The organism is Mesorhizobium sp. NZP2234 (assembly GCF_013170765.1).
Classification (GTDB): domain Bacteria; phylum Pseudomonadota; class Alphaproteobacteria; order Rhizobiales; family Rhizobiaceae; genus Mesorhizobium; species Mesorhizobium loti_D.
In genome coordinates this window covers 1737815-1754593 of sequence record NZ_CP033364.1, presented here as the reverse complement: position 1 = coordinate 1754593, position 16779 = coordinate 1737815, and the positions used below count along the sequence as shown (strand labels likewise).

Below are 16779 nucleotides of genomic sequence, written 5' to 3'. Positions count from 1 at the left end.
GGAGCAAGTCATGGCGCAAGGCAACACCGTCACCCGCGAACGCATTGCCGCGATGGAACCGCGCATCCGCCCCTATGTGCGCCACACGCCGGTGCTGCGCGTCGACATGGCCGACTTCGGCCGGCCGCCGCTGGCCATCGACCTCAAGCTCGAATGCCTGCAGCATTCCGGCTCGTTCAAGGCGCGTGGCGCCTTCACCAATCTGCTCGAGCGGCAGGTTCCGGCGGCCGGTGTCGTCGCGGCATCGGGCGGCAATCATGGCGCCGCCGTCGCCTATGCCGCCATGCGGCTCGGCCACAAGGCGACGATCTTCGTTCCCGAAGTGAGCCCGCAAGCCAAGCTCGACCGCATTCGCGGCTATGGCGCCGACCTTGTCGTCGGTGGCGCTCGCTATGCGGAAGCCCTGGCCGCCAGCGAACGTTTCGCCGAGGAAACCGGCGCCTTGCAGATCCACGCCTTCAACCAGGAGGAAACGCTTGTCGGCCAGGGCACGCTCGGTCTCGAAATCGAGGCGGACTTGCCTCAGATCGACACGTTGCTGGTCGCCGTCGGCGGTGGCGGCCTGATCGGGGGCATCGCCGCCTGGTACGCCGGCCGCATCCGTATCGTCGCCGTCGAGCCCGAGGGTGCGCCGACGCTTCATCGCGCCTTCGAGGCCGGCCATCCAGTCGACGCGCCGGCCGAAGGCATCGCAGCCGATTCGCTGGCGCCGAAGCGCGTCGGCGAAATGATGTTCCCGATCGCCGAAGCCTTCGTCGAACGCTCCATCCTGGTCAGCGACGACGATATCATTGCTGCCCAAAAGGCCCTGTGGAACCGCGTTCGCATCATTTCCGAGCCGGGCGGGGCGGCAGCCTTCGCCGCAGTGGTGTCTGGCCGCTATGCGCCGGCGCCGGGCGAACGGGTCGCCGTGCTGGTCTGCGGCGCCAACGCAAACCCCGCCAATTTCTGATTGCAGCCGTTTCGGCCGGGTTCACGTTTTTTCAAACTGCCTCGCCTTTGCCGTGTTTGCTGGTATTCTTCGAGTCGTGAGGCTTGGGCTATCCTGCCCCGCCCCACGGCATGATCTCGAAAACAGATCATGCTCAAAGAGACAGAGCCCCACCCCGTTTCTTTCGGGATGGAACAGGCTCTAGGAAGGGCCGATGACCGAACGACCCACCTTCAGCAACGACCGCGGCCTGGCCGGGCGCCTTGCCTTGAGCCGGCTGGCGACACGGGTCTCGATGATGATCGAGCGCGGCTGGCCGCTGCTGCTCCCGCTGCTTGTTGTCGCCAGCCTGTTCCTGAGCGTGTCCTGGTTCGGCATCTTCTCCCGGCTGCCGGATATCGCGCGCATCGGCGTCGTCGCGGCATTCGGCCTGGCAGGGCTGGCGGCGCTCTATCCGCTGCGCTTCTTCCGCATGCCCTCGGCCGCCGAGGTCGATCGCCGCATCGAGGCCGCCAACAGGCTGCTGCACAGCCCCGTGCTGGTGCAGACCGACCGGCCAAGCGGCCGGGAGAGCAGCTTCTCGCAGGCGTTGTGGCGCGAACATCAGAAGCGCATGGCCGCAAAGCTCGACGGCCTCGGCGCCGACCTGCCGCGCACGCGCGTGCCGGAGCGCGACCCCTGGGGGTTGCGCGCTGTGGCGGCGCTGCTGCTCGTGACCGCCTTTGCCTTCTCCTTCGGGCCGACCGGCGGCAGGATAGCCGACGGCTTCAGCGCCCACGGTGCGCATGATGCCGTGCCGCCGCGCATCGATGCATGGGTGACGCCGCCGGCCTACACCGGCAAGCCGCCGGTTTTCCTGACCGCCGACGCCAACCAGGCGACGCCAACGTTTCATGTGCCTGAGGGCAGCGATGTCTCCTTGCGCGTCACCGGCGGCTCGGGCGAGGAAACGCTTGCCTATGCCGACAAGGATGGCAATTCGCGCGCCATCGACCCGGCCGCCGCGACGGCCAAGCCTGCCGCAACCCCGGCGGCGCCGTCCGCCAACTCATCTTCGAGGGTGCGCCAATTCATCGGCAAGCTGACCGGCGATGGCACGCTGACGTTGAAATCGGGCGAGGATCAGCTTGGCCGCTGGGCCTTCGCGGTGATCCCGGACAAGCCGCCGCAGATCCGCTTCGTCGGCGAGCCAAAGCGCGCCGCCAACGGCGCCTTCGAACTCAACTACCAGATCGATGACGACTATGGCGCCGCCACCGCCAAGGCGGTGTTCGCGCTGGCCGACCCGCAGGCGCCGGATGCGCATGCGCTCTACGGCCCGCCCGAAATGCCGCTGACGCTGCCGCGCCGCGGCGGCAAGTCGAATGCCGCCAAGACGACGAAAGACCTGACCGAACATGTCTGGGCCGGCAGCAGCATCAAGCTGACGCTGGTCGCCACCGACGATGCCGGACACACCGCGTCCAGCGAGACCAAGACGCTTGTTATGCCAGAACGCCCGTTCGCCAACCCGCTGGCGCGTGCGGTGATCGAACAGCGGCGCCTTCTGGCGCTCGACGCCAATGCCAAGCCGCGCGTACTCGACCTGATCGACGCCATTACGCTGCGGCCGGAAGACACGTTCGACAACATGTCGCACTACCTCGCCATCGTGAGCGCGCGCAGCCGGCTGAAGCTGGCCGGGAATGACGATCAGCTGCGCGGCGAGGTCGGCTATCTCTGGGAAATCGCGCTTGGCATCGAGGAGGGCAACCTCTCGGCGGCCGAGAAGCGGCTGCGCCAGGCGCAGCAAGCGCTGCAGGACGCCATCAAGAACGGCGCCAGCGACCAGGAAATCGAAAAGGCGATGAAGGAACTGCGCGAGGCGATGAACCAGTTCCTGCAGGAATTCGCCGAACGCGCCAAGCAGAACCCGAACGCGCCGCAGATGCAGCAGAACGGCCAGGAACTGCGCCAGAGCGACATCGACCGGATGATGGATCAGATCGAAAACCTGGCGAAGTCGGGCGATCGCGACAAGGCGCAGCAATTGCTGTCGCAGTTGCAGGACATGATGAACAATCTCCAGGCCGGCCGTCAGCAGCAGGGCGGCGAGCAGGACAGCCAGATGCGCCAGCAGATGGATAAGCTCGGCGAGATCCTGCGGCGCCAGCAGGAGATGATGAACGACACCTTCCGCATGGACCAGATGAGGCGCGGCGAACGCCAGCGCGGAAAGAACCGAGACGAGCAGCTTGGCCAGGATGGTGGCGAGGACCAGGACAAGCCCGGCGTCGGCCAGGACCGCGACCCGCTCGCCAGACAGAAGCCGATGACGCCGCAGGAATTCGCCGATGCGCTGAAGCAGTTGCAGGAAGGCCAGGGCCAGCTGAAGAGCGATCTCGACAAGCTGAAGAAGAGTCTCGAAGGCATGGGCATGGAGCCCAATGAAGGATTTGGCGAGGCGGGCAAGTCCATGGGCAGCGCCGAGCAGGCGCTTGGCGAGGGCCAGGGCGACGAGGCCGTCGGTCACCAGGGCCGGGCACTCGAGGCGCTGCGCAAGGGCGCCAAGGACATGATGAAGCAGATGCAGGCCATGCAGGGCGACCAGGGCGGCAGCCAGGAGGGTGGCCGCCAGCAGAATGCCGACCGCGACCCGCTCGGCCGGCCGCGCGCCAGCCAGGGTCCCGATTTCGGCGATTCGGTGAAGGTGCCCGACGAGATCGACGTCCAGCGCGCCCGACAGATCCTGGAAGCGATCCGCAAGCGGCTCGGCAACGCGCTCAGCCCCGACATCGAGCGCAGCTATCTGGAACGGCTGCTTGAGCTGAAATAGGAACCGCCGCTCCCAAATCCCGCCCGAACGGTCACAGCACCATGCCGAAGCTCGGTACTGTCACGCCCATCCTGCGCATCTTCGATGTCGCCAAGGCGCATGAATTCTACGTCGGTTTTCTCGGTTTCGAGGTGCAGTTCGAACACCGCTTCGAAGACAACACGCCGCTTTACACAGGCGTTTACCGCGACGGCTGTGTCTTGCATCTGAGCGAACATCATGGCGACGGCGCGCCGGGCTCTCATGTCCGGATCGAGACGACCGACATCGCCGGGCTCCATCGCGAGTTGACCGAAAGAAAGTACCGCTTTGCCAGGCCGGGGTTGGAGGAGACGCCTTGGAAGACGAAGGAGGTCACGGTCAACGATCCGTTCGGCAACCGCCTCACCTTCTATGAGGATGCAAGAGACTGACCTTGCCGGTTGACGAACGCTTCGCGGATCGCCTCCTGCATGCCGTCGATCGCCTCGCCCGATGCATTCGAGTTGCGATGCATCACCACATTGGAGGAATCGATGTCGCCGAATCCATCGGCGGACGTCAGTTCGCGGCAGCCGTCGGGAATGTTGCTGCGCGATATCGGCGCGATCGCCAGTCCGGAGGTGACGGCAAGCTTCAGGCCGCCTGTGGTGTCGCTGGTATAGGCGACACGATAGGCAAGCCCGCGCTGCTCCAGCGACTTGATGGCGAAGTCCTTGCACCAGCTCACCCGGTTGTAGAGCGCGATCGGCACCGGCCGTTCCTCGTGCATGTGATGCAGGGCCGACGTCACCCACACGGTCGGGTCGTGCATCAGCACTTCGCCGCCGGCCGGGTCCTGCCATTCAAACACCACGCACAGATCGAGTTCGCCGGCGGCAAGCGCCGCCAGCTGCGCCTCCGAATGCGCGTAGCGCACGGTGACCTCGACCTTGGTGTGGCGCTTCGAAAATGCGCCGAGCGCGCGCGACAGGATGGCGTGGCCATATTCCTCCGGAATGCCGATGCGCACCGGTCCGCCGAGCGGCGCGGCCGCCATCGACGCCGCCGTTTCGTCGAGCAGCGAGACGATGCGGCGGGCGTTGACGATGAGTTCGCCGCCGCGCCGCGTCAGCGCGACGCCGCGCGAGCCGCGCTCGAACAGGCTGTCGCCGATCAGTTCTTCGAGCTTCTTCATCTGCATCGACACCGCCGACTGGGTGCGGCCGGCCTGCTCGGCCGCCCTGGTGAAATTGCCGGCCTCGGCGATGGCGACGAAGGTGCGCAGGAGATCGCTGTCGAGGGTCGGACGCATGATTTCCATCATAAGAAAATTTGATTGCTGATATCATTCCAATTCGTTTGCAACATGTCAAACGCCGGATGATAGTCGCCATACCCATTGGATAAGCGGCCGCGAAATCGGCCGCGGACCAATCAAAGAGTCCTCACTCGTGCCCGCTGCCCGAAAAGGTGGCGGGTTCTTTTTACTCCGCAAGCGACAGCTTCGGGCCATACGCGCAGGAGCCGGAAACCAGATGCAGAATAGGATGGTGCGCGGCATCCTTAGCCTGTGCCTGGGCGTGCTGGTTTTCTCGCTGCAGGACCCGCTCGTCAAAGCCGTGTCGAGCTCCTATCCGGTGACCGAAGTGATGGCGATCCGTTCGATCGTCGCTTTGCCCATCCTGATCATCCTCGTCCACGCCGATGTCGGGCTGCCGGCAATCCTGTCGAAGCGGTTCGACCTGCTGACGATACGCGCCTTCATCCAGTTCACCTCCTACACGGTGTATTATCTGGCCATCGCCGCGCTGCCGCTGGCTGACGCCGTGGCGCTTTATTTCATGGCGCCGCTGTTCATCATGGCGCTGGCCGGACCTTACCTTGGCGAACGCGTGTCCTGGCGGACGCTGGCGACAGTGCTGATCGGACTGCTTGGCGTCATCGTGATGGTGCGTCCAGGCGCGGGACTGTTCGACTGGGCGGCGCTGCTGTCGCTGGGGTCGGCCCTGCTCTATGGGTTCTCGCAGTTGATGGCGCGCAAGATCGGCGATACCGAATCGTCCACGGTCATGGCCTTCTACCAGAACGGCGCCTATCTCATCGGTGCGGCCGTGGTTGCCGGAACATTCCACCTGGCCGGCATAACCCACGCCGTCCATCCGAGCCTTGAGTTCCTGGTGCGGCCGTGGATATGGCCGACGCTACCGGATTTCCTCAAGATGGCCGCCTGCGGCTTCGTCGCCTCCGCCGGCATGATCCTTCTGTCGCAGGGCTACAGGCTGGCACCGGCCAATCGGGTCGCCACCTTCGAATACACCGGCATTCTATGGTCGCCGCTCTGGGGCTTTCTGTTCTTCGCCGAGGTACCCAGGTCGACGACCGTGATCGGTGCGGCCCTCATCATCGGAGCCGGCCTGCTGGCGCTCAACACGGAACGGCGCAGGAGCCGAGCACCCGGGCTGGCAACTGCCGGTCCGGTCTGATCAGGCGAAGCAGATCAGCGCCCGTTCGACGCGCGAGCGGATTTCGGCCAGTGTGAAGGGCTTTTGCACGACGTCGAGGATGATGCCGTTCAACTCCTCGGCGCGCTCGCGCTGGTCGGCGTAGCCGGTCATCAGCATGATCTTCATCGCCGGGAAGAGGGCAGCAGCCGCGATCGCCATCTCGATGCCGTCCATCTCCGGCATGCGGATATCGGAGACGACGAGATCATAGCCGCCATTCGCGGCGCGTATCAGCGCCAGGCCTTGAGCGCCGTCCGCCGCGATATCGATTGCGTGGCCGGCGCGTTCGAGCGCGCGGGCTGCGAGGGTGCGGACGGACTCATCGTCCTCGACGATCAGAAGCTTTGCCATGGCCGGCATATTTGGCGGGCAAAAGTTGACTTTTCCTGAAAGGCCCGACGCTCGACAGGCGTTAATTTTCCCGACGCCGTTAAGGCCTTTTTCAAATTCGCCGCCGCGAGGCGCTCGCCTCACGCATCGCCTTTCACAACACCGACAAACGGCAATTCACGAAAGGCGTGCGCGACATCCATGCCGTAGCCGACGACGAAGTAATCGGGGCAGTCGAAGCCGACATAGTCGGCGGTGAGCGCGGTCTGGCGGCGCATGCGCTTGTCGAGCAGCACGGCGATGGCACAGCTTTTGGCCCCACGCGACAGCATCAGGTCGCGGGTGAAGGTCAGCGTCTTGCCCGATTCCAGAATGTCGTCGATCAACAGCACGTCGCGGCCGGCGACTTCATTGTCGATGTCGCGCAGCACCCTCACCTCGCCGCTGGTGGTGCCGGCGCCATAGCTGGAAATGAAGATGAACTCGACCTCGGGCGACAGGCCGACATCATGCATGGCGCGGATCAGGTCGGCGGCGAAGATGAACGACCCCTTCAGCACCGAAATCACCAGCAGATCATGATAGTCGTGCCCGGCGATCTCCTTGGCGAGTTCGAGATTGCGCCGGGCGATCGCCGACGCCGAAAACAGGACTTCGATGTCCTTGTCGCGTACGATGGGCATTGGTGGTCTTCCCCGGTGATCGCCTACTCTGCGAAAGTAACCAAAACGGTTCTTACGCCGTTCTTAGGCACGTCGAGCCGGCTGGCAAAGCCGAATCTTTCACCGGACGCCAGCGAATGGCCGGATGTCCCCAACGTATAGCGGGTTGTGCGCCCGTCATTGCCCGTCACCCGGATTTCAAGCGGTGGCATTGTCACCGGCCCCGTCCCGTCATTGGCGGCCTCGCCATCGACGAACAGCACCGGATTGGCTCCCGAGGCGTCGACGCGTGAGGTGACGCCTGAAATGGTCAGCGCCGACGCCTGCGCGCCAGACAGGAACGGTGCCTGGCGTACCAGCGCATGTCCGCCGGAGACCCAGAAGGCGGCAAGGGCGGCACCGATGCCGGCGATCCAGAAAATCGGCCCGCCGCGGGCGGCCGGCGGCCGTTCCGCCGGCGCTTCCGGTTTGCGCAGCATGTCCATGCCCTCGATGGACGGCGTGACGATCAGGCGCGGTGGCGGTGAAACACTTTCCACCGTAGGGACAAAGCGCGGCATCACTTCATAGTCCGCATCGACGATATCGGCCGCCGGACCGCGCGCGATCCGGTCCGCCACGGCAATTGCCGGGGGATCGGTCATGATTTCGCCGGAAACCGGGCGCGCGGTTCGTTCGTCAGCCATCATGGCCCCGTTATTGCGCGTGTTCGCTTTTCGTTTCTTTTGCGTAAACATAAATGGTTAACGCTTCCCCACCGGAGCCGTCGTGACACGCCGAAACAGCACAGGAATTAACCGGCGGTTAACCATGCCGGCCGATGGTCTTTTCCCAGAACGGGATGGCTCGCCACTGGTTCTAAAAGAGACAGAGCATGATGTCGTCCGAAAACCGCGTCACACTTTTCGGCATCATGCTCTAGGAACTTCAGGTCGTCGAAATTGATTCGCTTCGAAAATGTCGGCCTCCGCTATGGCATGGGTCCGGAAATCCTCCGTGACATTTCCTTGCATATACCGGAGCGCTCCTTCCAGTTCCTGAGCGGGCCTTCGGGTGCCGGCAAGACGACCTTGCTGCGCCTGCTGTTCATGTCGCTGAAGCCGACACGCGGCCTGATCACCATCTTCGGCAAGGACCGCTCGCGCATCTCGCGCACCGAACTGCCACATCTGCGGCGCCGCATCGGCGTGGTGTTCCAGGATTTTCGCCTGCTCGACCACATGACCACTTATGAGAACGTCGCATTGCCGTTGCGCGTGCGCGGGCGCGAGGAGGCGAGCTACCGCACCGATGTCACCGAGCTGCTGAAATGGGTGGGGCTGGGCGAGCGCATGCATGTGCTGCCACCGGTCCTGTCGGGCGGCGAGAAGCAGCGCGCCGCGATCGCGCGGGCGCTGATCGAGCAGCCCGAGATCCTGCTGGCCGACGAGCCGACCGGCAATGTCGATCCCCCGCTGGCGCGGCGGCTGCTGCGGCTCTTCATCGAGCTCAATCGTCTCGGCACCGCCGTGGTGATCGCCACCCATGATCTTGGCCTGATGGAGCAGGTCGACGCGCGCCGCATGATCCTGGCCGGCGGAAGGCTGGATATCTATGACTGACCTGTCCGCCGAACATTTCGAAGAGCAAGAGCAGGACGCCGAGGCAACTGTGGCACGGCCGCGTGCGCAGCGCCGGATGGCGCCGATTGTGCCCGCTCAGAACATTGCCGGCCGGGCGCTGGTCCTGGTCATCGCCATCATGACCTTCCTGTCCTGCCTGACCTTTGGCGCGGTGACGCTGGTGCGCGACACCGCCTCGGTCTGGGAAAACCAGATCTCGCGCGAGGCGACGATCCAGATCAAGCCGGTCGACGGCCTCGACATGGAGGCCGCCCTCACCCAGGCCTCGCGGATCGCCGGCGAATTCCCCGGCGTGAAGTCGACAAGGATCATCGATCGCGAGGCGACCGCCAGGCTGCTGGAGCCATGGCTGGGTTCGGGCCTCAACATCGACGACCTGCCAGTGCCGCGTCTGATCATCGTCACCATCGACGAGAACAGCCCGCCCGACTTCGCCGCCATGCGCGCCGCGATCACGCCGAAGCTGCCAAGCGCGTCGCTCGACGATCACCGAACCTGGGTCGACCGGCTGGTGGCGATGGCGCGCACGACGGTGACCATCGGCATTGCCGTGCTGGCGCTGATGCTGTCGGCGACCGTGCTGACGGTGGTGTTCGCCACGCGCGGCGCCATGGCCGGCAACGGCCACATCATCGAGGTGCTGCATTTCGTCGGCGCCGAGGCGCGCTTCATCGCGCGCGAATTCCGCCGGCATTTCCTGGTCACCGGCATGAAGGGCGCTGCCGCCGGCGGCGCGGCGGCGGTGCTCGTCTTCATCGTCTTTTCCTGGTGGTCGTCGCGCAACATGGCAACGCCGCAGGCCGACCAGGCAACCGCCTTGTTCGGCAATTTCGCCATCGGCTCTGCGGGTTATCTCGGCGTCGTCCTCATGGTGCTGGTGATCGGCGCGCTGACGGCGGCAACCTCGCATGCCACCGTCGTCGCCTATCTCAGCGACATCGACGTTCGCCAACCCGACGCGTGAGAAGCGAACATGCTTTGGCGAGGTCGAAAGCAAGGTGATCACGGATGGAGAAACGGCGTAACGCAAAGTGCGTCTTTTACCTACCAAAGGCCGCATTTCAGGATTAACCCTATGGCCATGGACGTGCGGGATTCGACCGGGACGGCTGGACAGATGCCAGTGGTGGTTGCTCGTTTGCGCGACCACGGCCGGATTAGCCGTTTAAAGACCGCACTTCGGGTTTCCGCGCTCTCTCTTCTCGTCCTCGCAACCCTATTTGCCGGCGGCTTCGGCTGGTTCGCCAACAAGGTCAGCCATCTGACCACGCCCGCCAATCCGGCCAAGGCCGACGCAATCATCGTACTCACTGGCGGCCAGTCCCGTCTCGACGCCGCGATGGAGCTGCTGGCGTCCGGCAAAGGCGAGCGCCTGTTGATCAGTGGCGTGCATCCCTCGGCGAGTCGGCGCCAGTTGCAGGTAGCGACCGGCGGCGACAAGAAGTTGTTTTCGTGTTGCGTCGACATCGACCGCGCCGCGCTCGACACGATCGGCAATGCCGAGGAAAGCGCCAAATGGGTCGAAAGCCACGCCTACAACACGGTGATCCTCGTCACCAACAACTACCACATGCCGCGCAGCCTGCTTGAAATGAGCCGGCTTCTGCATGGCGCCAAGCTGGAACCCTATCCGGTGGTCAATTCCAACCTCGACAATGGTGGCTGGCTGACCAAGCCGCAGGCCTTGCGCGTACTGTTCACCGAGTACAACAAATATCTGCTGGCGCTGGCACGCGGCATCGTACCGGTGAAACCGACCCCGGACGGCATCGCGCTGGCCGAGACCGCCGCCGGCGGCTGACCCCTCGGCTGTACCGTCATTCCTTGTCTGTCCCCGTCGACGCCTGCTTCAGGCGCGCGATCTCCTGCTCGAGGTGCTGGATACGCTTGTCGCGTTCACCAAGCGCTGCCGCGACATCGGCGGCCTCGAAACGCTGCGGAATATGTTGCGGGCAGTTGGCATCCCATGCCGAGACGGTGAACAGGATGACCTGCTCGGGACGAGCCTTGTAATCCTGCGGCATCAGCTTGGCCATCAACTCGGCATCGTCTTCTACCACGCGCGCCGTACCCCAGATCTTGATACGCTGGCGCAGCATATAGTCGATCAGGAACAGAAAGGCGCGTGGGTTGTCGGCCAGGTTGCCCTGCGTGATGAACTGCCTGTTGCCGGAAAAATCCGCGAAGCCGATCGTCTTTTCGTCGAGCACCTTGAGAAAGCCGGCCGGCCCGCCGCGATGCTGGATATACGGCTGGCCATCGCCATTGGCCGTCGACAGGAAGACGCTGGTCTGCATCTCGATGAAGGCGGCAAGGTCCGGCGTGATCACCGATTTCCAGCCACCGCGCTCCTCGACGCGGGAGTAGGACTGGCGCGAGCCCTTGCGCGTCTGGATCGCCTTGACGGTCGGCGTGAAGGCGACGTCGCTGGCAAAAGCATGTGCGTTCATCGAAAGCCTCCTTGCATGGGGCGGGGCTTGCGGCGGTTGGCGCAATTCCTGTGGGAAACCGTTTCGCACTTTTCCCGGAATTGCTCTAAAGCCCGAGCTCCGACAATGTTGGGTGATCATCCGGGCGGCGCCCGAGCGGCCAGTGATATTTACGGTCGGCTTCCGCGATCGGCAGGTCGTTGATGCTCGCGATGCGCAGGCGCATCAGCCCGTGCTCGTCGAACTCCCAGTTCTCGTTGCCATGGCTGCGGAACCATGAACCGCTGTCGTCGTGCCATTCATAGGCGAAGCGCACGGCGATGCGGTTGCCGTGGAAAGCCCAGACTTCCTTGATCAGTCGATAATCGAGCTCGCGGCTCCATTTGCGCGTCAGGAAAGCCTGGATGGCATCGCGACCTTGCAGGAATTCAGCGCGGTTGCGCCAGCGGCTGTCGGTCGTGTAGGCAAGCGCGACCCGCGCCGGATCGCGTGAATTCCAGGCATCCTCGGCCGTGCGCGCCTTCTGCGCGGCTGTTTCGGCGGTGAAGGGCGGAAGCGGCGGGCGGCTTTCAGACATGGGAATCCTCTGCGGCGTGAAGGGTGGGACCGGCGGACACCGCATGCCCTTTCCGGTTTCAGGCAGCATCGCGGATAGAAACAACCGGAAAATCGATCTCGGTCTGGGCGACTTCATTGATATAGTTGGTCCAGACGTTCAGGGCGACATGCTGGACGATCTCGATGATCTCTCCATCGTCGTAGCCTGCCAGCCTGACGGCGGAGAGATCCTCGTCGCCGATATGGCCGCGACTATGCGCAACCCTGGCGGCAAAACGCACCGCCGCGCCCGCCTTGGGGTCCGTGGAGCCACCGTGGCGGTTGGCGAGCATCTCGGCATCGTCGAGCCGGGCGAGGTTCTTGCCAAGGTAGGTGTGTGCGGACAGGCAGTAGCTGCAGCCATTGATCTCGGCGACCGCCAGCGCGATGCGCTCGCGTGTCGACGCAGGCAACCGGCCCTTGGCCAGCGCCCCCGACATGCCGAGATAGCCTTCGAGCGCGGCTGGACTGTTGGCAACCATTCGAAACAGGTTCGGCACGACGCCGAGTTGCTTCTCGACAGCCTGCAACATGGGTTGCGTTGCCGTGGGAGCGGCGGCGATGGACGATGGCGTGGTGATGCGCGGCATTGCGATATCCCTGTTGGTCACACCGCCTATTTGCGCTCTTCCACTTGCCGGATGTAGATGGCATATTTGCAATCAATCCTTCCAATTTCTGGTAGAAACGATGGATCGCCTCGAGGCCATGTCCCTTTTCGTCGCGACGGTGGAGGCCGGCAGCCTTTCGGCCGCCGCACGCCGTTCGGGCATTCCGCTTGCGACCGTCAGCCGCAAGGTCTCAGATCTGGAACGGCATCTCCAGACACGTCTGCTGAACCGCTCGACACGCCGGCTGACGCTGACCGACGCAGGCGACGCCTATCTTGCCGCCTGCCGCCGCATCCTCGACGAGGTCGGCGAGGCCGAACGCGTTGCCGGCGGCGAATACAGCGCCCCGACCGGCGAATTGATCATCACCGCGCCGATCGTCTTCGGCCGACTGCACGTGCTGCCGATCGTCACCGCGTTTCTCGCCGCGTACCCGCAAGTGGATATCCGCCTGACGCTTGGCGACAGGATAGTCCAGTTGGCCGAGGATCATATCGACCTCGCCATCCGCATCGGCCGGCTGCCGGACTCGCGCATGGTTGCCATCGGTGTCGGCTCGATCCGTCATGTTGTCTGTGCAAGTCCCGCCTATCTGTCCGAGCATGGCACGCCGAAGACTCCAGGAGATCTCGAGACGCACAGCTGCGTCACCTTCGAAGGCCTTGGCTCACTCGCCACCTGGACCTTCGCAGTGGAAAAGGCCGACGTTCCTGTCCTGGTCCGCTCAAGGCTGCGGGTCAATACAGCGGAGGCGGCGATCGATGCCGCTATTGCCGGTGTCGGGATGACGCGCGTGCTTTCCTACCAGATCGTCGCCGCTGTACGCTCAGGAACGTTGCGGCCCGTGCTCAGGGATTTCGAGCCCGAGCCGTGGCCGGTAAACCTGGTGCACGCCGGCCAGGGCCGGCTACCGGTGAAACTGCGCGCATTCCTCGACTTTGCCGCCCCACGCCTGAGGGAATGTCTGGCGCAGGCGACCTGGTAGTATGAGCCGCATCGCCCTGTTTCCTTTTTGCCGCTGCTTGGTGTAACCAACGCACACTTCCTCACCGGACCTCCCCCATGCTCTATGTCAGATCGCTGGCGTTCAACTTCGTCTTCTACGTCAATCTGATCGTCCAGATGATCCTCTGGACCCCATACTATTTCCTGTCGCCCCGCCACCGCGCCTGGTTCGTGCCGAAATTCTGGTCGCGCAGCTGCATGTGGCTCTATGACAAGATCGCCGGCACCAGAAACGACATCACCGGGCAGGAAAACCTGCCCGAAGGCTCCTTCATCCTGGCGCCGAAGCACCAGTCGTTCTGGGATGCCATCGCCTTCTTTCCTTTCCTCGAGGACCCGCTCTACATCCTCAAGCGCGAGTTGACCTGGATCCCGTTCTTCGGCTGGTACATCATGAAGATGCGCATGATCCCGGTCGATCGCGGCAGCCGCTCCAAGGCGCTGAAGGCGGTGGTCGCGGCGACCAAGGAAGAGATGGCGCGCAACCCACGCCAGCTGATCATCTATCCCGAGGGCACGCGCCGGGCGCCGGGCGACGAGCCCGCCTACAAATACGGCATCGTCGAAATCTACGCGCAGCTTGGTGTTCCGGTGGTGCCGGTCGCCCATGTCGCCGGCCTCTATTGGCCGCGCCGCAAGTTCCTGCGCTATCCCGGCACCATCAAGGCGCGGTTCCTGCCGCCGATTCCGCCGGGCCTCGGCAAGGACGAGTTCATGGCGCGGCTAATCGGCGAGACGGAAGCCGCCTGCGATCAGCTTCTCATCGAGGCATCGCGCGCACCCAACCCGCCGGCCCTGCCGCCAGCGGCGGTGAAGCGGCTGCGGGAACTCGGCGCGAAGCCATGAAGGCCCTCCAGCCGGGCAATCAGCCGTAAACAGCCAGCACCGTGGTCAGCACCAGTGTCGCGGCAAAAACCAGGTTGATGATCCGGGAAGTGACAGGCCTGCGCAGGAAGCGCGCGAACGCCGCACCGGCGAGAAGCCACACTGCGTGGATGACAACGATCATCCCTGCCAGAACCGCCAGCTTCAGCCATGGGCCAAGCTCTGCCGCACCCTGCTTCGACGAGGCGCCGGCAAACACAGCGGCGATCGCCACATAGGCTTTCGGGTTGGCGACCGCCAGCAGAAACCCGGCCAGCCAGGTCGGTCGCGCGGCCTCGGCCGTGCGCGCCGCCAAGGGCGGTGCCGTAGCGATCTTGAAGGCGAGATAGAGGATGTAGGCGGCGGACGCGACAACCAGCACCGGCGCCAGCCTCGGCATCGACCCGAGCACCGCCACGATCCCTGTCGCCACAACGAGCAAGACGGCGGCCGTGCCAAGAACGATCCCGCAGGTGTAGCGTAGCGAATCGCGCAGGCCGAAGGCCGCGCCAACAGCCGTAACGCTTATCGTTGCCGGACCCGGACTGCCCATGACCACCGTGGCGGCCAAGACCAGAGCGAGCAGCGGACGCCAGAGTTGCGGTTGCGAGAGAAGCGGTTCAGTCATTGCGCCCCCTGTCTTGCCACGAGCGCAGGACGCTATGGCAAGACAGGGGCATGGTCTTGGACGTTCGTGCGTACAGCGACGACCGAAACCTCAGCCGCTCGCTCTGTCGAGTTCGGCCATGTCGTCGGCGGTCAATTTCAACGACGCCGCCTTGATCAGGCTGTCCATCTGACTGGGCTTGGTGGCGCTGGCAATCGGCGCGGTGACGCCTGGCCGCGCGATAACCCAGGCAAGGGCGACTTCCGCCTGCTTCGCCGAATGCTTGGCGGATATGGCATCGAGAGCGGCCAGAATGCGCATGCCGCGCGCATTGAGGTAGTCCTTGACCCCGCCGCCGCGCTCGCTTTGGCCAAGATCGGCCTCGCTGCGGTATTTGCCGCTCAGAAAACCCTTGGCCAGGCTGAAATAAGTGATGACGCCGATATCCTCGGCCACGCACAGATCGCGCAACGGCCCGTCGAAGGAGGAACGATCGTAGAGATTGTATTCCGGCTGCAGCACCTCGTAGCGCGGCAGGCTGCGCAGGCTCGCCACATCGAGTGCGGCGCGCAACTGGCCGGCGTCGAGGTTCGAGCAGCCGATATGGCGGACCTTACCCTTGGCAAGCAGCTTCTCGTAGGCGCCGAGGGTTTCCTCATAGGGCGTGGCCGGATCCGGCCAATGGGACAGATAGAGGTCGATGAAATCGGTTTGCAGCCGCTTCAGCGACGCTTCGACGGCCTTCTCGATATAGGCGGCGGACAGATCCTTGTGGCCCTGCCCCATATCCGAGCCGACCTTGGTGATCACCACGACCTTGTCGCGGTTGCCACGGTCCTTCATCCATTTGCCGATGATGGTTTCCGATTCACCCCCCTCGTTGCCCGGCACCCAGCGCGAATAGGCGTCCGCAGTATCGATCGCGTTGAGTCCGCCGCCGACGAAGCGATCAAGCAGGTCGAACGAGGTCTTCTCGTCGGCGGTCCAGCCGAAGACGTTGCCGCCCAGAACCAGCGGCGCGATGGAAAGGTCGGTGCGACCGAGACGGCGTTTCTGCAAGACGAATCTCCGTGATGATTGAGACCGGGCGGATGCCGCCCGCTGGCTGGGTTCGGACCCTAAGCTAGGTCGTGCCCCGTCGAGATCAAAGGCCTGGCCGCCTTTTTCCGCAGAGCCAGCGCTTCACAAAGGCGCTATCCCCCGCGCCACCTCCTCCAGCCAATGGTCGCGAATGCCGAGCGCTTCCAGATGCTTCAGCGTGCTGAGAACATAATCCTCATTGTTGCCGGACTGGCCGACCGCGCCGCGCACGACCGCCGCCGCCTCCGCCGCGTCCAGCGCGCCGGCATATTGCTCATGTTTGCGGTCGACGATGTAGGCCACGGCTTCGACCGTACCGCCGCCGTCGAGCCGGACCTTGAGGGTGCGCTCGAGATAGACCGATGTGACGAGTTCACGCTCGCGCAGATAGGCGATGACCTCGTCGCGCAATTCCCCGGGCACACGGAAAGCCAGGCCGACGCAGGAGCCGCCACGGTCGAGGCCGAGCACCAATCCGGGCCGCTGGCGCGTGCCGCGATGCACGAAGGAATAGACGCAGAGCGAGCGGCGGTAGCCGTGCAGCTGGGCGCGTCGTGTCTCGATATGCGCGAAACCCGGCCGCCAGATCAGCGAACCGTAGCCAAACACCCAAAAATCGCCCATATCGCCGCGCCTGATTGCAAAAAGAATGGCACCACCGCACCGGAAACCGGTGTTTTTTCCAACCGTCCCCGGCTACCTATTCGTCTCTGTCTGCCAAGTGTTGTCGGAATCGAAGGTCCGTCCGCCAATACCCATGC

19 protein-coding genes are annotated in these 16779 nt (G+C 64.2%); 9 read left to right on the top strand and 10 right to left on the bottom strand.

The genetic code is table 11. The annotated features are described in order from the left end of the window. The first annotated feature begins 10 nt into the window (after positions 1-10). From EB230_RS08610 to EB230_RS08600, 3 genes are all read left to right on the top strand, one after another. Positions 11-952 (top strand): threonine/serine dehydratase, encoded by a 942-nt coding sequence (locus EB230_RS08610; protein ID WP_172372060.1) that lies wholly within the window; start codon positions 11-13, stop codon positions 950-952. Positions 953-1145: 193 nt separating this feature from the next. Beyond that, complete coding sequence (locus EB230_RS08605) at positions 1146-3746, top strand: TIGR02302 family protein (protein WP_056576097.1); 2601 nt, start codon at positions 1146-1148, stop codon at positions 3744-3746. Positions 3747-3787: 41 nt separating this feature from the next. After that, entirely contained in the window at positions 3788-4159 is a 372-nt protein-coding gene (locus tag EB230_RS08600) for a glyoxalase superfamily protein (RefSeq protein ID WP_056576094.1), read from the top strand. Here EB230_RS08600 and EB230_RS08595 read toward each other — a convergent pair. Beyond that, positions 4138-5019 carry a LysR substrate-binding domain-containing protein gene (locus EB230_RS08595; protein ID WP_056576588.1) on the bottom strand — a complete coding sequence of 294 codons (882 nt, stop codon included), beginning with the start codon at positions 5017-5019 and terminating at the stop codon, positions 4138-4140. The two genes, EB230_RS08600 and EB230_RS08595, sit on opposite strands and share 22 nt — an antisense overlap. 223 nt (positions 5020-5242) lie before the next feature. Here EB230_RS08595 and EB230_RS08590 point away from each other — a divergent pair, with 223 nt between their 5' ends. Continuing rightward, positions 5243-6190 carry a DMT family transporter gene (locus EB230_RS08590; protein WP_172372059.1) on the top strand — a complete coding sequence of 316 codons (948 nt, stop codon included), beginning with the start codon at positions 5243-5245 and terminating at the stop codon, positions 6188-6190. Here the strand turns inward: EB230_RS08590 and EB230_RS08585 are convergent, their stop codons facing one another. The 3 genes from EB230_RS08585 to EB230_RS08575 form a co-directional block, all read right to left on the bottom strand. Next, on the bottom strand, positions 6191-6562 hold the full coding sequence (locus EB230_RS08585; protein WP_172372057.1) for a response regulator: 372 nt from the start codon (positions 6560-6562) through the stop codon (positions 6191-6193). Between the two features lie 119 nt (positions 6563-6681). Beyond that, positions 6682-7224: a hypoxanthine phosphoribosyltransferase gene (gene hpt / locus EB230_RS08580; protein ID WP_096450719.1), complete on the bottom strand. Its 543-nt coding sequence runs from the start codon at positions 7222-7224 to the stop codon at positions 6682-6684. A gap of 23 nt (positions 7225-7247) precedes the next feature. Then, positions 7248-7892, bottom strand: coding sequence for a hypothetical protein (locus tag EB230_RS08575; RefSeq protein ID WP_172372056.1), 645 nt, complete (start codon positions 7890-7892; stop codon positions 7248-7250). 252 nt (positions 7893-8144) lie between these two features. Here EB230_RS08575 and ftsE point away from each other — a divergent pair, with 252 nt between their 5' ends. The 3 genes from ftsE (at position 8145) to EB230_RS08560 (ending at position 10626) form a co-directional block, all read left to right on the top strand. Continuing rightward, complete coding sequence (gene ftsE, locus EB230_RS08570) at positions 8145-8804, top strand: cell division ATP-binding protein FtsE (protein WP_010911739.1); 660 nt, start codon at positions 8145-8147, stop codon at positions 8802-8804. Beyond that, positions 8797-9789: an ABC transporter permease gene (locus EB230_RS08565; RefSeq protein WP_056576079.1), complete on the top strand. Its 993-nt coding sequence runs from the start codon at positions 8797-8799 to the stop codon at positions 9787-9789. Before ftsE ends, EB230_RS08565 begins: the two co-directional genes overlap by 8 nt. A gap of 111 nt (positions 9790-9900) precedes the next feature. After that, positions 9901-10626, top strand: a complete 726-nt coding sequence (locus tag EB230_RS08560; RefSeq protein WP_056576075.1) for a YdcF family protein — start codon at positions 9901-9903, stop codon at positions 10624-10626. 16 nt (positions 10627-10642) lie between these two features. Here the strand turns inward: EB230_RS08560 and EB230_RS08555 are convergent, their stop codons facing one another. The 3 genes from EB230_RS08555 to EB230_RS08545 all read right to left on the bottom strand — a co-directional run bounded on the left by EB230_RS08555 (position 10643) and on the right by EB230_RS08545 (position 12441). After that, on the bottom strand, positions 10643-11275 hold the full coding sequence (locus tag EB230_RS08555) for a pyridoxamine 5'-phosphate oxidase family protein (RefSeq protein ID WP_056576072.1): 633 nt from the start codon (positions 11273-11275) through the stop codon (positions 10643-10645). A gap of 85 nt (positions 11276-11360) precedes the next feature. After that, positions 11361-11831 carry a DUF1348 family protein gene (locus tag EB230_RS08550; protein ID WP_056576070.1) on the bottom strand — a complete coding sequence of 157 codons (471 nt, stop codon included), beginning with the start codon at positions 11829-11831 and terminating at the stop codon, positions 11361-11363. Between the two features lie 58 nt (positions 11832-11889). Further along, positions 11890-12441 carry a peroxidase-related enzyme gene (locus tag EB230_RS08545; RefSeq protein ID WP_056576068.1) on the bottom strand — a complete coding sequence of 184 codons (552 nt, stop codon included), beginning with the start codon at positions 12439-12441 and terminating at the stop codon, positions 11890-11892. Between the two features lie 100 nt (positions 12442-12541). Here EB230_RS08545 and EB230_RS08540 point away from each other — a divergent pair, with 100 nt between their 5' ends. Both EB230_RS08540 and EB230_RS08535 read left to right on the top strand, forming a co-directional pair. Then, positions 12542-13447, top strand: a complete 906-nt coding sequence (locus EB230_RS08540) for a LysR family transcriptional regulator (RefSeq protein WP_056576066.1) — start codon at positions 12542-12544, stop codon at positions 13445-13447. A 77-nt stretch (positions 13448-13524) separates the two neighbouring features. Continuing rightward, positions 13525-14313 carry a 1-acyl-sn-glycerol-3-phosphate acyltransferase gene (locus EB230_RS08535; RefSeq protein ID WP_172372055.1) on the top strand — a complete coding sequence of 263 codons (789 nt, stop codon included), beginning with the start codon at positions 13525-13527 and terminating at the stop codon, positions 14311-14313. A gap of 19 nt (positions 14314-14332) precedes the next feature. On the opposite strand, the gene EB230_RS08530 is transcribed toward EB230_RS08535, so the two are convergent. The 3 genes from EB230_RS08530 to EB230_RS08520 all read right to left on the bottom strand — a co-directional run bounded on the left by EB230_RS08530 (position 14333) and on the right by EB230_RS08520 (position 16642). After that, positions 14333-14959 (bottom strand): LysE family translocator, encoded by a 627-nt coding sequence (locus EB230_RS08530; RefSeq protein ID WP_056576061.1) that lies wholly within the window; start codon positions 14957-14959, stop codon positions 14333-14335. 90 nt (positions 14960-15049) lie between these two features. Continuing rightward, positions 15050-15997 (bottom strand): aldo/keto reductase, encoded by a 948-nt coding sequence (locus EB230_RS08525; protein WP_056576058.1) that lies wholly within the window; start codon positions 15995-15997, stop codon positions 15050-15052. A 123-nt stretch (positions 15998-16120) separates the two neighbouring features. After that, the gene (locus EB230_RS08520; protein ID WP_056576055.1) at positions 16121-16642 is read right to left on the bottom strand and encodes a gamma-glutamylcyclotransferase; all 522 of its coding nucleotides are present in this window, start codon (positions 16640-16642) and stop codon (positions 16121-16123) included. Positions 16643-16779 lie beyond the last annotated feature (137 nt).

Bases quoted from the DNA above. Each gene is read 5' to 3' on its own strand.
- EB230_RS08610 (WP_172372060.1), top strand. From the start codon at position 11: ATGGCGCAAGGCAACACCGTCACCCGCGAACGCATTGCCGCGATGGAA.
- EB230_RS08605 (WP_056576097.1), top strand. From the start codon at position 1,146: ATGACCGAACGACCCACCTTCAGCAACGACCGCGGCCTGGCCGGGCGC.
- EB230_RS08600 (WP_056576094.1), top strand. From the start codon at position 3,788: ATGCCGAAGCTCGGTACTGTCACGCCCATCCTGCGCATCTTCGATGTC.
- EB230_RS08595 (WP_056576588.1), bottom strand. From the start codon at position 5,019: ATGCGTCCGACCCTCGACAGCGATCTCCTGCGCACCTTCGTCGCCATC.
- EB230_RS08590 (WP_172372059.1), top strand. From the start codon at position 5,243: ATGCAGAATAGGATGGTGCGCGGCATCCTTAGCCTGTGCCTGGGCGTG.
- EB230_RS08585 (WP_172372057.1), bottom strand. From the start codon at position 6,562: ATGGCAAAGCTTCTGATCGTCGAGGACGATGAGTCCGTCCGCACCCTC.
- hpt (WP_096450719.1), bottom strand. From the start codon at position 7,224: ATGCCCATCGTACGCGACAAGGACATCGAAGTCCTGTTTTCGGCGTCG.
- EB230_RS08575 (WP_172372056.1), bottom strand. From the start codon at position 7,892: ATGATGGCTGACGAACGAACCGCGCGCCCGGTTTCCGGCGAAATCATG.
- EB230_RS08565 (WP_056576079.1), top strand. From the start codon at position 8,797: ATGACTGACCTGTCCGCCGAACATTTCGAAGAGCAAGAGCAGGACGCC.
- EB230_RS08560 (WP_056576075.1), top strand. From the start codon at position 9,901: ATGGCCATGGACGTGCGGGATTCGACCGGGACGGCTGGACAGATGCCA.
- EB230_RS08555 (WP_056576072.1), bottom strand. From the start codon at position 11,275: ATGAACGCACATGCTTTTGCCAGCGACGTCGCCTTCACGCCGACCGTC.
- EB230_RS08550 (WP_056576070.1), bottom strand. From the start codon at position 11,831: ATGTCTGAAAGCCGCCCGCCGCTTCCGCCCTTCACCGCCGAAACAGCC.
- EB230_RS08545 (WP_056576068.1), bottom strand. From the start codon at position 12,441: ATGCCGCGCATCACCACGCCATCGTCCATCGCCGCCGCTCCCACGGCA.
- EB230_RS08540 (WP_056576066.1), top strand. From the start codon at position 12,542: ATGGATCGCCTCGAGGCCATGTCCCTTTTCGTCGCGACGGTGGAGGCC.
- EB230_RS08535 (WP_172372055.1), top strand. From the start codon at position 13,525: ATGCTCTATGTCAGATCGCTGGCGTTCAACTTCGTCTTCTACGTCAAT.
- EB230_RS08530 (WP_056576061.1), bottom strand. From the start codon at position 14,959: ATGACTGAACCGCTTCTCTCGCAACCGCAACTCTGGCGTCCGCTGCTC.
- EB230_RS08520 (WP_056576055.1), bottom strand. From the start codon at position 16,642: ATGGGCGATTTTTGGGTGTTTGGCTACGGTTCGCTGATCTGGCGGCCG.